Source organism: Spirochaetota bacterium (genome assembly GCA_034190085.1).
Lineage (GTDB): Bacteria > Spirochaetota > UBA4802 > UBA4802 > JAFGDQ01 > JAXHTS01.
The window spans coordinates 1-13,989 of sequence record JAXHTS010000059.1; the positions used below are offsets into that span (position 1 = coordinate 1).

The 13,989-nt window shown below is 39.3% G+C and carries 12 protein-coding genes; 6 read left to right on the forward strand and 6 right to left on the reverse strand.

Annotated features, from left to right (window positions below; all coding sequences use genetic code 11):
* A partial coding sequence (locus SVZ03_11975; protein ID MDY6934921.1) for a GNAT family N-acetyltransferase occupies positions 1 to 342 on the forward strand: 342 nt, incomplete at its 5' end.
* Positions 343 to 478: 136 nt separating this feature from the next.
* Here SVZ03_11975 and SVZ03_11980 read toward each other — a convergent pair.
* Together SVZ03_11980 and SVZ03_11985 are read right to left on the reverse strand one after the other, a co-directional pair.
* Positions 479 to 1,336, reverse strand: a complete 858-nt coding sequence (locus SVZ03_11980) for a DMT family transporter (GenBank protein MDY6934922.1) — start codon at positions 1,334 to 1,336, stop codon at positions 479 to 481.
* 5 nt (positions 1,337 to 1,341) lie between these two features.
* Entirely contained in the window at positions 1,342 to 2,481 is a 1,140-nt protein-coding gene (locus tag SVZ03_11985) for a DUF362 domain-containing protein (GenBank protein ID MDY6934923.1), read from the reverse strand.
* A 908-nt stretch (positions 2,482 to 3,389) separates the two neighbouring features.
* Between SVZ03_11985 and SVZ03_11990 the strand changes: the two genes are divergently transcribed.
* Together SVZ03_11990 and SVZ03_11995 are read left to right on the forward strand one after the other, a co-directional pair.
* Positions 3,390 to 4,028, forward strand: a complete 639-nt coding sequence (locus SVZ03_11990; GenBank protein ID MDY6934924.1) for a cation transporter — start codon at positions 3,390 to 3,392, stop codon at positions 4,026 to 4,028.
* Between the two features lie 235 nt (positions 4,029 to 4,263).
* Complete coding sequence (locus tag SVZ03_11995) at positions 4,264 to 4,626, forward strand: PEGA domain-containing protein (protein ID MDY6934925.1); 363 nt, start codon at positions 4,264 to 4,266, stop codon at positions 4,624 to 4,626.
* A gap of 408 nt (positions 4,627 to 5,034) precedes the next feature.
* Here the strand turns inward: SVZ03_11995 and SVZ03_12000 are convergent, their stop codons facing one another.
* Entirely contained in the window at positions 5,035 to 5,808 is a 774-nt protein-coding gene (locus tag SVZ03_12000; protein ID MDY6934926.1) for an enoyl-CoA hydratase-related protein, read from the reverse strand.
* A 625-nt stretch (positions 5,809 to 6,433) separates the two neighbouring features.
* Here SVZ03_12000 and SVZ03_12005 point away from each other — a divergent pair.
* Together SVZ03_12005 and SVZ03_12010 are read left to right on the forward strand one after the other, a co-directional pair.
* Complete coding sequence (locus SVZ03_12005) at positions 6,434 to 7,657, forward strand: acyl-CoA dehydrogenase family protein (protein ID MDY6934927.1); 1,224 nt, start codon at positions 6,434 to 6,436, stop codon at positions 7,655 to 7,657.
* A gap of 421 nt (positions 7,658 to 8,078) precedes the next feature.
* Positions 8,079 to 10,448: a chitobiase/beta-hexosaminidase C-terminal domain-containing protein gene (locus SVZ03_12010; GenBank protein MDY6934928.1), complete on the forward strand. Its 2,370-nt coding sequence runs from the start codon at positions 8,079 to 8,081 to the stop codon at positions 10,446 to 10,448.
* A 110-nt stretch (positions 10,449 to 10,558) separates the two neighbouring features.
* On the opposite strand, the gene SVZ03_12015 is transcribed toward SVZ03_12010, so the two are convergent.
* On the reverse strand, positions 10,559 to 11,893 hold the full coding sequence (locus SVZ03_12015; GenBank protein ID MDY6934929.1) for a DUF362 domain-containing protein: 1,335 nt from the start codon (positions 11,891 to 11,893) through the stop codon (positions 10,559 to 10,561).
* Positions 11,894 to 12,103: 210 nt separating this feature from the next.
* On the opposite strand from SVZ03_12015, the gene SVZ03_12020 reads away from it, so the two are divergent.
* Complete coding sequence (locus tag SVZ03_12020) at positions 12,104 to 12,586, forward strand: (Fe-S)-binding protein (protein MDY6934930.1); 483 nt, start codon at positions 12,104 to 12,106, stop codon at positions 12,584 to 12,586.
* A 424-nt stretch (positions 12,587 to 13,010) separates the two neighbouring features.
* Here the strand turns inward: SVZ03_12020 and SVZ03_12025 are convergent, their stop codons facing one another.
* Together SVZ03_12025 and SVZ03_12030 are read right to left on the reverse strand one after the other, a co-directional pair.
* Entirely contained in the window at positions 13,011 to 13,460 is a 450-nt protein-coding gene (locus SVZ03_12025) for a DUF2335 domain-containing protein (protein ID MDY6934931.1), read from the reverse strand.
* A gap of 1 nt (position 13,461) precedes the next feature.
* Positions 13,462 to 13,680 (reverse strand): hypothetical protein, encoded by a 219-nt coding sequence (locus tag SVZ03_12030; GenBank protein ID MDY6934932.1) that lies wholly within the window; start codon positions 13,678 to 13,680, stop codon positions 13,462 to 13,464.
* Positions 13,681 to 13,989 lie beyond the last annotated feature (309 nt).

Consider the following 13,989-nt stretch of genomic DNA (forward strand, 5'->3'; position numbering starts at 1 on the left):
AAACACAGGGAGGGATTAACACTGCTTTTAAATAAGCAAAACTCTTTGATCTTAATTGCGGAATACAACTACCTTGTTGTAGGCATGGTCACTTTACAGGAACATATCTCCACAGCCGCTGGAGGCACTATAGGAATAGTAGAAGATATGGTCATTGATGAAAATTTTAGAAGGAAAGGGATTGGCAAAATGCTTATATCATCAATTGAATCTATGGCAATACATAAAGGGTACAAAAGAATTCAACTTATGGCAGATAACAATAATGTAAGTGCAATGAAATTTTATACAAAGCAAAACTGGTCAAGAACTAACTTAATCGCTTTTTTTAAATTCTTATGATTAACGCGATGTGCGATTTTAAAATATATAAAGCGCCCACCTTGATAATGAAGAAGTTGAACATAAATTCAAGATATAAAGGGGAGGTGGTATGAATTTTACTGAATATGATGCTATATACTATGCCATTGACTCTTTAAACATTCGACCTGTGAACAAAAATCCCTGAGAGCACTACAATTACCCCACCAACAATCTGCAGTATTGTCATCTTCTCGTCTAGGAAGGTGTGGGCAATAATCGCTGTAACTACAGGTATTGACATAGACATCATGCTCAGATATGAAGCAGATGAGGATTCAAGCACCTTGCTCATGGTTAATATGCTTATAGATCCGAGCATCCCAGCAATTATCACCCATTCCCAGCTAATATTGAGATTAACCATACCTGAGATTAAAAGAAATATAAAGATAGATAAACTGCCAAGAATTGATCTGTACAATGCAAAGGTAATTACAGGGATTTCCTTTAATGCAATCTTGGATAATACGATTCCGATTGAAAATGATAATGAGCTTCCAATGATCAAGAAATCTCCTGATTCAGGAATTATCAAATCCCCGCCAGTTGTTACCATATATACTCCGATCAACAAAAATACTATCATAAATATTTTAAAAGGCTTTAGGTGCTCTTTAAGTATAAAATATGATAATACAGGTATAAAGAAGACCGATATCTGCATTATAAAGGTGCAATTAATTGCTGATGACAGCTTCAGTCCAGTTGCTAAAAAGGCATGGGCAAATCCACCGCCAATTATTGCTATTATTAACAGATATAAGAGGTGACTGCCTTTTATTATAAACAATCTTCGGTCTTTTATAGATGTATATATAATAATTACCAATGAAGCAACAATCATAAACTGGTATGTGAAATTGAGCGGATCAATCCCCTTATTATAAACGTATTTTGATAATGGTATAAAGGATCCCACAAGCAGTATCTGTAATATCATCAGTTTTAAAACACTATTCTTGTTATTCATCTTAATCATCCTTTCCCCAAATGATTATCTTTATCCTTCCCAATAACTCCAAATTTATTCAGACATTCATTAAGCCTGAAGGGTAATGGAGGACATCCCTTAATCTTAGCGGTGAAATTCGATCCGCTTCTGCAACAATTGCCGAATGCAATCTTATATTTGGCGGATTTACATATTTCATCGTGTAATGATCCTATATATACATCGATGTCAGTGTTTATTATACCTTCAAGAAATTTACAGGATAAAAGAAATGCATTCTCGCATGTGCTGCATGCGTTCCTGCTGTGCATGGTGATCTTCTCAGGAATTACATTCCCAAAATCAACCTTTGTGAAGGGATGTCTAACAGTTTCGATTCTTTCTCCAATTACCTGAATTTTTTTTAGGTCAATGTTATTCAGTTCAATGAATTTGGCAAGATGCCTTACCTCATGTAATTCATATCCCATAACAGTGCTGCCAATAAAATCAACCTCTGCTGAGTTAACGCCCGCGATTATCAGGTTTAGATCAATAATATCACCACCAAAGGGACCCATGCCTTCCATGCATGATATACAGTCAATGATACTAAGATGGGGTTTTATGGTGTTATTAAGATCAACAATAGCGTCATCAAGCCCGATTTCGTGGAAGCGCCTCTTCTCCCTACCGACAAGAAATCCTTTCAGGTTCTTAAGGGATAGGGAAATTCCTGTTGCATAGTGAACCTTCATGTTTGGCAGATTTATAATTTTATCAGCTTCAAATACCTCTTTTGCGATTTTCACTCTGTCAGTAATAAGAGGATTTTTAACAGGAGTTACAATAGCTTCAGAGGCATTCAGATTGACGAGTTCAATGCCGTACCTCTTTGCAAGGGCTGCATAGCCTGTCTCTTTGAACAGCCGATCAGTATTTCGTTTATCACCGAATGTTGATTCGGCGATGATAATTTTTTTGACACGGCAATCCAGAAGCAGTTGAAGCAATGATTCCGTGAGCACAATGTTTGTTAAACCGGTCACTCCATTCAAGTTCGGTTTGAGCATTACTCTATCGTTTCGCTCAACAAAATTGCTCAGCCCTCCTATCAGATCGAGCGCGTCTATTAGCCCCTCTTTAATCCCATTGTCTGTTTTTGTTATGCCTACTTTTCCCATGATTGCCCTCCTATTATATTCTACAAATTTATCGCAAAACCTGCTGTTGCATATAATAGTTGATTCTCAAGATTATTTAATTAGAGAATGATCGTAGCTTTTAATTCAGGATCAAATTTCAATACCCTGCCTTGAAAGATTATTCTCCATGTAGAACAAGACTAAAATGTGCACAAAGAACATAGGTTGTATAAAGGAATTGAATACACAATATTTTCAGATATTTGACTTCATAATAAAATCAAAAAAAAAGCCCCTGTTGGTTTTGCGCCAACAGGGGCTTTTATAAATTTCAAAAAAATATTAAACCCTACGGCGCAAATATACCTCCGATCCATACGAATATCACACCGGTATTTTTTCCGGCATCTTTTAGATGGATTATAGTTGTGCGCCTTAATTTCATTTACTTGTTCTTAGTCCTGTTAAATTTGAAGTGTATTTATAAATGCTAGCGACAATTTCTGTCAACCATTTTATGTCTTTTTATAATTTAAAGAGAGAACTCTCGATAATTTGGTTAGATTTTCAACTATTTCTCACTCGAATTTCATAGCACATTCGTCAATACCCTAAGATGAGAGTTTGAACTGACACCAAGAAAAATGAAAAATAAGAAATTTAGGGAATACCTGATTATTTACTTGATAACATACTATTATTCATTAATAATATGCAAACTGAAAAGTTTCTTTTCATTGAAGCAGGACAATTTAGCAATACTTGCAGAACTGAAGGAATTTTTAGGTTCAACCATATACTATTATTTTGTGCTGTGACGTAACTAGATATAGATCATTAATGAAGAGTTCTTTATCAATTGAGTTAATAAACTAAAACATCTCACAAAGCAATTTATCGGGGGAGAGTGCCGTGGATTTCTATGTTAAATTGATCAGGAGAAATATATGAAATCTTGTTGTGATAATAATTGCGCTGTCGATGCGCTGCATCATAAGCAACGTAGCACTCTTATTTATGTATTGTGGATCAATGCCTTTATGTTTATTGCTATAGCTGTGGCAGCGCTTTATGGTAAATCTACCGCCTTGCTTTCAGACAGCTTAGACAATTTAGGCGATGCGCTGACATATGGTTTGAGCCTGTACGCTGTATCTAAAGGTCCAACTATAAAGGCAAGGGTTGCTCTGTTTAAAGGTGGTTTGATATTCGTTGCAGCCAGTCTTGTTGTTATTCAGATAATCTATAGATTGGTCAATCCTTTAGTGCCTTCATATGAAGTGATGAGCATATTTAGTATTGCTGGACTAATAGCAAACGCTGTATGTCTATTATTGCTTTGGCGACATCGGGACGAAGATATAAACATGAGTTCAGTGTTTGAGTGTTCACGAAATGATATTGCATCGAATTTATCAGTTATCTTAGCTGCTATCGGTGTTTGGGTGCTTAACTCAGGGTTGCCGGATGTAATTATTGCAACACTCCTGGCAGTGTTTCTTTTGAGATCATCTGTGAGTGTAATAAAGGGAGCGCTATCTGAGTTAGCGCAATCCAACCAATCCGTCAACAGGGACGCTAGATAACCTGCCTCCCTGTTAACCTAACCTATGAGCCAGAGTAAAAAAATAATTTGCATTATTTGATATTCATCAAAGTTATAATCTTGTCCATTCATTAAATTCATGCATTGACATGACACTGTGAAAGTAAAATCGAAGTATTTAGAAAATGTGGAAAATCAACTTATAGATATAAGTATAGGGAAGAAAAAATATAAACATAATTTGTTTAGATAAAATTATAATTCAGGAGGATTGGATGTGCCTTTTCAAAGCAAAGTTTAATATTTTCTGTATCATTTTAACTGTAGCTATAATGTTTCAAGCGTGTTCTAGCACCACAATAATAAAATCAATTCCAGCTGGTGCAAAAGTGTATATCCTTGATGAATATAAAGGAACAACACCGTATGTTCATACAGATCAAAAAATTGTAGGTAGTAAAATCCCAATTAAATTAAAATTAGATGGTTATAAGGATTTTCACACTGTTTTAATAAAGGATGAAAAATTTCAATTTGGTGCGTGTTGTGGTGGAATTATATTCTTATTTCCATTTATTTGGATTATGGGATACAATCCTGAGCATACCTATGAATTAGAAGAGTTTTCACAGGAATAATTTTTATAAAGATACTATAGAATTCATATTATACTAAATACCAAACACGGCAAAGCCGGAAGCAAATATATGCTGAGCCTGCTGAAGTAAAGAAATATATTAGACTGGATTATAGCATTTATTTGATAACTGGAAAATTAGTGATCTTATAAAGAGTGACAAATCCACGTCTATCACAGCATCATCGGGCATCTACCTATAATCAATCTCTGCCGGAGAAAAAGGTATGCTAATTCAGGGTATTTGATATCCTTGATTATTAAGTAACTCCAACAGAATTATGTAAGTACTATAATGATGGTAGATAATCCCCGCTAGTGTCGGGGATTACAGCATGGACCCTGATATCTATAAAGATCATAGTGCATTAGAATACAATATGATAGGCTCAAATTATTATAACAAATCCTATTTGCCCTTCCAGTCAGGCTTTCTCTTCTCCAGAAATGCCTTGAATCCTTCCATGATGTCCTCGCTCCCTCCTAAGCGTTCCGCAATAGCGGCTTCCAGAGCCAATCCGTCACGGAGATGCATCTCCAATCCCTTAAGCGCCGCTTCTTTGACTCCCCTCACTGCCAAAGGAGCGTTCTGGCATATCTGCTCTGCAATTTGACGAACGGTAGGCATGAGTTCATCTAAAGAGACTACCCTATTCACAAGACCGATACGACAGGCCTCCTGAGCATCGATGCGCTTGGCAGTGAACATCATCTCAAGCGCAGTCCCTAATGGAACAAGCCTTGTAAGCCGCTGAGTCCCGCCAGCCGATGGGATGGCCCCAATCTTAGGCTCCACCAGGCCAAAGCTGGCATTATCTGATGCGATACGAAAATCACAGGCCATAGCTAGCTCAAATCCCCCTCCAAGACAGAGCCCGTTAACCGCAGCTATCAAGGGTTTGTATACCTCAAAACCAAACATGATATTCTTATATCCGGCTTCAATCAATGATTTTCCAGCCTCAGCCAATTGAGCAGGCAACTTGGCAATGTCAGCTCCGGAACAGAAGGCCTTATCCCCTGACCCTGTTATGATGGCTACCCATATGTCTGGATTATTTCTGATATCAAGGAAATAGTGGCCAAGTTCTTCAATGGTAACCAGATCCATGGCATTTCTTACATCCTGTCTGTCAAGAGTGATTTCCGCAATATGGTTCTCAACCTTATAGTGTATGGTCATTTATCCCCCCTCTCCTTTTGCCCTGACGGGCGTAATTGGAATTTAATATATAATTTGAAACCTAACTATAATTATGAAAAATTATTATTTACATTTGCCTCAAGCGCCTCATGCTTCCCAGCTCTCAGATGTATTGAGTAAACTCAATAGTTACACTTCCAGATATATCCCAAGTTCGTGATATCTCTTATCGCACTATTCCTGGAGTAGATTTAAGGCTCGCCCCTTTCGGTAATGGATACACATCATATTAAATATGAGTCAATCGCCTATCTAATTAAGAGATTTTGGTTTAGACTAAATAATTCATATTTGGCAGTCAAGAGAAATATTTATGAAAAGAATTGGGGTTTTATTATAACTCTTCATCTATATTTTTTAAAAATTTCGATAGATATTATGCTATACATAAGTGATGAATATTACTTATTTTTGGCTTGACTCTTTAACATATGTTTGATCCATATAATAATTCATTATTACCGCATGCATGGGGAGGAGAGGCGGATCAAGCTTGATACAATCGTATCATGACCTTAGCTTGAATCACTGATATGAAAAAGAAAATAATATCATTTGTCGAAAGGCAATCTATCCTCAGTATTTAATAAATTTGGAGACGATTATGGACTTTGATTTTAATGATGATCAGAAAATATTTAGAAAAAGCATACGAGATTTCATGCAAAAGGAGATAGCTCCAATAGTAGATGAGAGGGATAAAAAGGGGCCGCTCTCGAAGGAAGAGGCGGTTGTTTTTATGAAAAAATTTATGCAACTGGGTATTGGTTGGAATCCTAAATGCATAAAGGCCTTAATGCAGGATTTCACAAATTTTGGAATCCTAACAGAAGAGATTTCCCGCGTATGGCTCAGCCTTGACCTTCTTTTTCAGATGAATTTTACTCAGGGCCTGCTTGTATTGGCCCCGAAAGGTTTGAAAGACAAATTATATCCCAAAATGGAGGCAGGGGAACTCATTAGCTGCAACGCTATTACAGAGCCAAATGCAGGATCAGATAACAGGGCAATGCAGACAACCGCAGTCTTGGATGGGGACGAATACGTTATCAATGGACAGAAGACGTGGGTCAGCAATGCCACAATTGCAGATATCTGTATGTTAGTGACCAAAGATCAAAAGGGCGATACAATCTTTATCCTGGTGGATAAGGAAGAATCTCCCTTTGAGACAAGGGAACTCCATAAACTGGGTTTGAATGCAGCCCCAACAGGAGAGATGTTTTTTGATGATTGTCGCGTGCCAAAAGAAAACAACGTAATAGAAATGATCCAGAATGTTATCGCTAGCGGGGAAGGCGAAAAGCTACGGAAGGAATTCGAAATGCCTCCTGATTTTGGAATAGGCAAATTAGTAACAGTAATGAATCCAGTGAGCGCGCTTTTCTGTTTTACCAGAGCCTGGATGGCATTAGCTGCCTCAGGTGTTTGTCAAGCCGCGCTGAGCGCTTCTATTGAGTTTGCAAAGGATCGGGTACAATTCGGCAAACCCATAGGCAAGACTCAGTTGATACAGGATATGATCTATGAGATGATTGCCCTTACCGAGACCTCGCGTCTGCTCTCATACAGGGCATTGGACCTTGTCATAAAGGGGAGTTCAGAGGCTCGTCTGATGTCATCCCTTGCAAAGGGTTATGCCTCAGAATCAGCGGTAAAGGTGACATCAAACGCGATCCAGGTTCATGGAGCCATGGGTCTATCGGATGAGCTTCCATTAGAGAGATACTTCAGGGACGCCAGATCGTGGACAATCCCGGACGGCACTACAGAGATTCAGAAACTGGTTGTTGGCAATGAGGCATTGGGATTGTCAGCATATGTGTGAGCAATCGGATCTTGAAGACAAGCAGGAGCTAATAACCTCAAGGTATTTGAATAAATCTATCGATCCTCCATCAGGAAAGGATGAATTCGGACAATCACCATACTGATCAATCCGATTATCATCATTCAACCCGATAACCGTAATATATATTTTATTCATTAAAGATGATTTCAGCATAAGGCATGCATGGGCATGCCTTAATTAAGAATGGTGACAATCTCATTTATAGTATCCAAGGTTGATATTTCTACAAACCTTAATGAATAATTATTTGATTTTTCCCAATATATTGATTATACTTTATAGGTTTTCATCAACACCATAAGCAAAATCCATAATCTTGTTTAAAGTCCAATAATAGTGTAAATGAAATGCCGCGCTTGGCCTATTGACATTTTTATTATATTCACGGAGGCGGGAAATGATACTATCACTGAAGAGGCTTTCACATCTTTTCCTTGCTACATTGTTGCTGTCCCTGGGATGTTATGATGGATGCTCATGCGATTCGGATAGCGATCTTATTGGTCTTATCGCTGTTGGGAAGCCGACCTTCAGCACTGCAAGAGGAACAAACTATGATGTAACGATGCACAGCTCAACCCCTGGAGCCACAATTAAGTATACAACGGACGGATCTGATCCGAGAACAAGCGAGACCGCTATTGTCGGCAATTCTGTTAGAGTAGGTCTATTGACTACAATTAAGGCTTACGCTTACAGGTTATATATGGAAGACTCCGAAGTGTCAGCATATAACGTGCCTTGGTATCATAGAAATAAATATGTAAAATATACCAGCGATGGTGAAGTGGATTTTTATTACATATATGAATATGATTGCAATGATAAGATTGCGATTGAGATATACTTCATGGATAATGGAGATGACTCAAGATGGTTTAATGATGACGATACAATAGATTATTTCAAAATCTATGAATATGATGAGGATGGACTACTTGCAAAGGATATTATTTTCACTAATTCCGGAGATGATGGAGAATGGCTCACTACCGACGACAGCGCAAATTCTTACTGCGCCTACACTTATGATGAGGGCTCGCTCATAAAGATGACGACATTTGGCAGCGATGACAGCGTTGATCATTACTTCATGTATGATTATAATGATGAAGGCCTTCTGTCTATAAAGACAAGGCATAATAGCGATGATACGATTAATTGTTATTATACCTTCTCCTATAACGCCGAAAGTCAAAAAGAGAGGCAGGCGCTCTATAACAGCGATGACGCTATACAACATCATATTACTTATGGATATAACGCAGGGGGGAATTTGGTAACTGAAGTGAAATACAATGGCCCGGGCGGCGATGGAGAGTGGCTTACAGGGGGCGATGACGTTGTTGAGAATTATTCCGCATATGAATATAACGGCGACAATATGATCGAAAGGGTGATATCATACAACGGATATGGGGATGATGAGACATGGTTTTCGGACGATGACGCAGTGGATCATTATTTCGGGTATTCATACATTAATGTTGATCATTATTATACCTATGAATATGACGCTGAGGGCAACAGGATTAGAGAGGCGAGATATCTTGAATACGGCACAGACACGATGGATTATTACTTCACTAACGAATATGAGGGAAACGATCTAACGATAAGGGAAAAGCGAAATATTGATGGTTCGCTTGATTATTACTATGCATATGAATATGACTCAGAAGGCAGAAGGACAAGAGAGGAGAAGCGGGGCAGCAACAATGCAATGGACTACTATTATCTCTATTCATATGATGGGGACAGGTTGACGAAAAAGGAGAAGCGCGGCGGGGCAGGGGAGGGGGCATTGGATTATTTTTGTGAATACGATTACACCGTTGATGGCAAGATAACTAGGGAATCGACTTTCATAAATCCCGGGCCCAACACAAGAACAATCAGATGGAATATCACTATTAGAGCGGGAATTGAGGATGGCGGGTATTTTACTATCACAGGCGTTAATTATGATGTTGACGGCCTCCGTTTAGGGGATGTAATTGAGGGCGATCCTGATGATTCCGATTTTCTTGTCCGATGCCTTGAAAAGGCGAGAGGCGTTATCAATAATTGCGAGATATCCGAAACCGGGATCACAGTGCATGGAGGGATTGGCGGGTATTGTGAAATTTCGGCTATTATAGATATAGACTTTGTGACAAGATTGACCATTGCCTTTGATTTTAATGATTATAACGACGGCGCCGGAATTTTCAATGGTGTTATTACAAAATATCTGGAGGCCCATATTGAATACGACGGATCTTTCGATTCTTCAGCCTTTGACGATTCATATTTTGACGGCACCTTTGTGGGCGAACTGACAGTCACAGACACCAATCCTTCATGGTCTGAAGAGGATTTTACACAGGATTCTTATGTGATCTATGAATATAGCAGCGCCAACGGTGAGCTTGAGAGGCAGATAAAATACAAAGATCCCGGAATGGATGGATCATGGGGGGATGACTCTGACAACTGCATTGAATATTATATAGCTTATGAATACAATGAAGATGATGATCTGGAATTAGAAACAGTATACAACGATCCTGGAGATGATGGGGAATGGTTTGCCGGTGATGATGATGTTATTGAAAGTTATTATACATACACATACGAGAGCGATAACCTTGCAAGAAGAACTATGTACAGGGAATACGGAACCTGCATTACCCTTTACAACGGCCCCGGCGATGACGATGAGTGGTTTATCGGGAATGATGATAGTGTTGATTATTCCACATTTGAATTCGAATATGAGGACTAGCCCGCTAGGGAGTTTATTCAAAATGCCTAGGCTTCCCTCTGGGGTTTACCCCAATATTCCGAACCGTTCTCTCTGATATTCCCCCCCTCAGATAACATGGGCATGACTAGTTATTGGATAGTGAAAAAGGACTCATCAAATTCCGCTCTCCCCTCATAGCTTCGCATAAAGAGCCCGGGGATTTTACCCACATCCTCTATATAGGAGGGATCAATGGGAATGTTTGCCCTATGAAAAGCCTCTATGATCTGCCTTCTCGATGGCGGGCACCCCTTGATGGGAATCATTTCGTTTATATCGGGATGATCCTTGTTGGCCTGGCACATGCACTTGCCCAGCAAAATTGTCTTTCTCATCCCTGGTGTGGGCTTCATCATCTTTCCGGTTAGCACCTCCACATCCTTCCACGGATCGCCCTTCCAGCTCTTGGCAATTGCGCTAAGGATGGGGCCATTCAAAAATGAACAGTATGTGCAAAGGCTGAGATCATACTTGCGATAGGAGAGGCCCTTGATGCCCATCTTTTTCATTGGAAGGGGAAGCGTCTCATCCTCTGTATAGGGAAAAAGATATTCATGACGCGAGGCTACTGATTCGAGAGATTCTCCAACAATATTAATATCTGAGAGGTCCGGAGGTCTTTTGCAGCCCTCAGCCACAGCATGGATATGGGGCACCTCTAATGGACTATACCCCAGAACACCGGCGCCGACCATGTCCGCTGAAAGCATGTCAGTTGAGGCTGCCAGGATGTCGCTCCTCCTCGCCCTTCCGTCAAAGATAGGGCCGCGTTCAATGGTGTAGATCCCATCCAGAAGGGTGAGACCTGGCGGAAGCGCCTTGGGGAGCTTTGATATCATATAATTAAGATTACCTTCAGGATCAGCGCTATGGCATTTTTTTCGTGAGTTTATATCCAGCAGGCCTTTAATATTCTTGATGCCAAGACTTACCACGGTCTGTGCGTGGGTTTTAAGCACAGGTATGTTAATGACAAAATCGCTTTCGAGTATGTCCGAATTAAGATTCAGCTCAACACCTCCCCCAAGATCAACTTTTGTAAAGGGCCTGGTGTGGACATTGATGCACTTGATCCCATAACGCCTAGAAAGACAATTGTAACCAAGCTTTTCAAAGGCATCATCATGCGTCTTCTTATCTTTTGGATCATGGGTGACCATGCCTTCACCTATCGTAATGTTTGAAAATCCTCGTTCCTTTAAGAGGGTTGCAATATCTTCTATAACACGGGATGTTGTGATGACGCCCCATTTGGGAAAGGGCGCGGAACGAGTCCAGAAGACCACGTTAGGTTTAATAAATATCTTCGCATTGGCCCGGATGTTATCAAGACCCTGACATAGGTCTACAGCTCTCCTAACCGACTCCAATGGTTCAGCATAACGCACAATGGAAACAATCCTTTTGTATGATCCATTATTCATATTGTATTTATCCTTATAAGCTTGGTCTTTTCATGGGATTTCTGCATTGACAAGCATTTCTGGCTGGTGTTTGCAAAAAAATTCTTTACCTATATTCTATATTAAATAAAACTTGAGTCAAGTAGAGTAAATAACAAAATAGATGAATATTCAATTCTTGTAAAAACTATAAGCCCAAACAATCATCATTCTATAGCAAGGGGCGGTAAAATGATCAAAAACGAATATTATAATCTTTCTGTCTCTTCACCAAGATGCACAATGGATGATAATTCACCATGGGCAATAGATTTCAGGTTGTATGAGGATATTTCGCATCTTTTCCCATACATAAATTCAATAGCGCCGGATTCCAGATACTTCACCAATCCGCATTATATCAGATTTTCGCTTGACGGGAAAAACTGCGTGCTTTATCCCAGATCTGTCATCATCACACCCCTTGAAGATCGCGTTCAGGCGCGGCAATTTATTGATCGGTTTTTTTCATTTATCAATGATATTGAAGCGAGGATGAATTTTGTTGAGCCTGATGATTCGGTGTTTACACAAGCGCCTGTAATTGAAATCTACAAAAAGCTTCCAGGTACCAACTGCGGGGACTGCGGCTACAAGACCTGTATGGCTTTTGCCTGTGCGGTAGGCGCTGGAGAGATCGAGCTTGCATGCTGCAAAGCGCCTGCATCCCTATGACAATGGAAAAACCTAATCAATTATTAAAGAGAACCGCAGGCCTCCCTTTCTGGGCTCTATTACCAGGGCGTCTGCTATAGAAACAACATTTATCGGCTGAGGTTGAAGGGTTGCTGGAAGGACTCCCCCCTTGGGCCTGATCTGTCATATGTAAACCTAATCAGCAAGCCCTGTCTCACTTCCCTCTTCATAGGGAGGTGGACGGTTCGACTCCGCTCACCATGACTCGACTCCATGTAGGGGCGATTCGCCAATCGCCCCTACGGCTACTCCGGTTCCACCTTCATAAGGAAGTCGAATGCTGCTTTTCCCTCTCAACTCTACTCTTGCAACATACAAACAATTAATATAAAAAAACGAGAATATACCTCGTTTCTTGTGTGAAATCATGTCTTGTCAGTGATGAATTATACTATTGTTGAATTTATGTTTCTTCTTTTTTCCCCTTGCCTGACCAATAAATAAACAAACCAGCAATAACAGCAATTTCTGCTATTAAAGTGATCACTATTCCTTCATTTTTTGATATATAATATAAATAAATTGTAGAAAAAAGAAGAATAATTATAATTGCAAATGCAAAACATAATCCTAATACACGCAAATAACGTTCGTTTTTCATTAGTTCAAAATTAAAATTATGACGATGATCTTGTTCTTTCTCGGTTAGCTTTATTATTCTATCTGCAAAACCTTTTTCAATTTTATTATATTCATCTAAGTCTTTAGGGGAAGGTATTGGTCCAGACCATCTTGTTGCTTGAATTATTTGTATAAGCTCTTTTTTCTCTTTAGGAGGTAATTTTTCTAATTCTTTGGGCAGCGTAATATTGCTTAATCCCTTTAATTCTTTATTATCTTTGACTTTTGGCATTTTAACTCTTATAAGAAGTTAATTTACCAACAGCGTTTAGTAAATCTTGGCGTATAGCAAAAGCATCATCCATCAAGGCATCTTCATCGTCACCTAAAGGTTTAAAAGGCTCGTTAATATTTGAGGAAAAACCACCAAATAAATATTTAAAAGGACTGTTGAAATAATTATTCCTTTTGAAATATCCTGATTTTCTGATTTGTTTAATCGATGCTTTCATGATAACCTCCTTATTGCCAATATCGGAAAAACACTCTATTATTAGAGTAATAAGTCAACCAAAAAAAACAACAAAAAAACGAGGATATACCTCGTTTCAAAACCCTCATCTCTGCCTTCAACTGCAACGCTCATGCATGGTTCGACTCCGCTTACCATGATTCGACTTCATGTAGGGGCGATTGGCCACTCGCCCCTACACGGATACTCCGATTCCCTCTTCATAGGGAAGTCGAATGTTACCTGAGAGGGGTTAGTTCTGGTCTTCTTGTGGATGCGCAGTTTCAGTTCCCTCTTCATAGGGAAGTCG

What these genes read in the sequence shown, in the direction of transcription:
- SVZ03_11980 (MDY6934922.1), bottom strand. Translation starts at nt 1,336, where the DNA reads ATGAATAACAAGAATAGTGTTTTAAAACTGATGATATTACAGATACTG.
- SVZ03_11985 (MDY6934923.1), bottom strand. Translation starts at nt 2,481, where the DNA reads ATGGGAAAAGTAGGCATAACAAAAACAGACAATGGGATTAAAGAGGGG.
- SVZ03_11990 (MDY6934924.1), top strand. Translation starts at nt 3,390, where the DNA reads ATGAAATCTTGTTGTGATAATAATTGCGCTGTCGATGCGCTGCATCAT.
- SVZ03_11995 (MDY6934925.1), top strand. Translation starts at nt 4,264, where the DNA reads ATGTGCCTTTTCAAAGCAAAGTTTAATATTTTCTGTATCATTTTAACT.
- SVZ03_12000 (MDY6934926.1), bottom strand. Translation starts at nt 5,808, where the DNA reads ATGACCATACACTATAAGGTTGAGAACCATATTGCGGAAATCACTCTT.
- SVZ03_12005 (MDY6934927.1), top strand. Translation starts at nt 6,434, where the DNA reads ATGGACTTTGATTTTAATGATGATCAGAAAATATTTAGAAAAAGCATA.
- SVZ03_12010 (MDY6934928.1), top strand. Translation starts at nt 8,079, where the DNA reads ATGATACTATCACTGAAGAGGCTTTCACATCTTTTCCTTGCTACATTG.
- SVZ03_12015 (MDY6934929.1), bottom strand. Translation starts at nt 11,893, where the DNA reads ATGAATAATGGATCATACAAAAGGATTGTTTCCATTGTGCGTTATGCT.
- SVZ03_12020 (MDY6934930.1), top strand. Translation starts at nt 12,104, where the DNA reads ATGATCAAAAACGAATATTATAATCTTTCTGTCTCTTCACCAAGATGC.
- SVZ03_12025 (MDY6934931.1), bottom strand. Translation starts at nt 13,460, where the DNA reads ATGCCAAAAGTCAAAGATAATAAAGAATTAAAGGGATTAAGCAATATT.
- SVZ03_12030 (MDY6934932.1), bottom strand. Translation starts at nt 13,680, where the DNA reads ATGAAAGCATCGATTAAACAAATCAGAAAATCAGGATATTTCAAAAGG.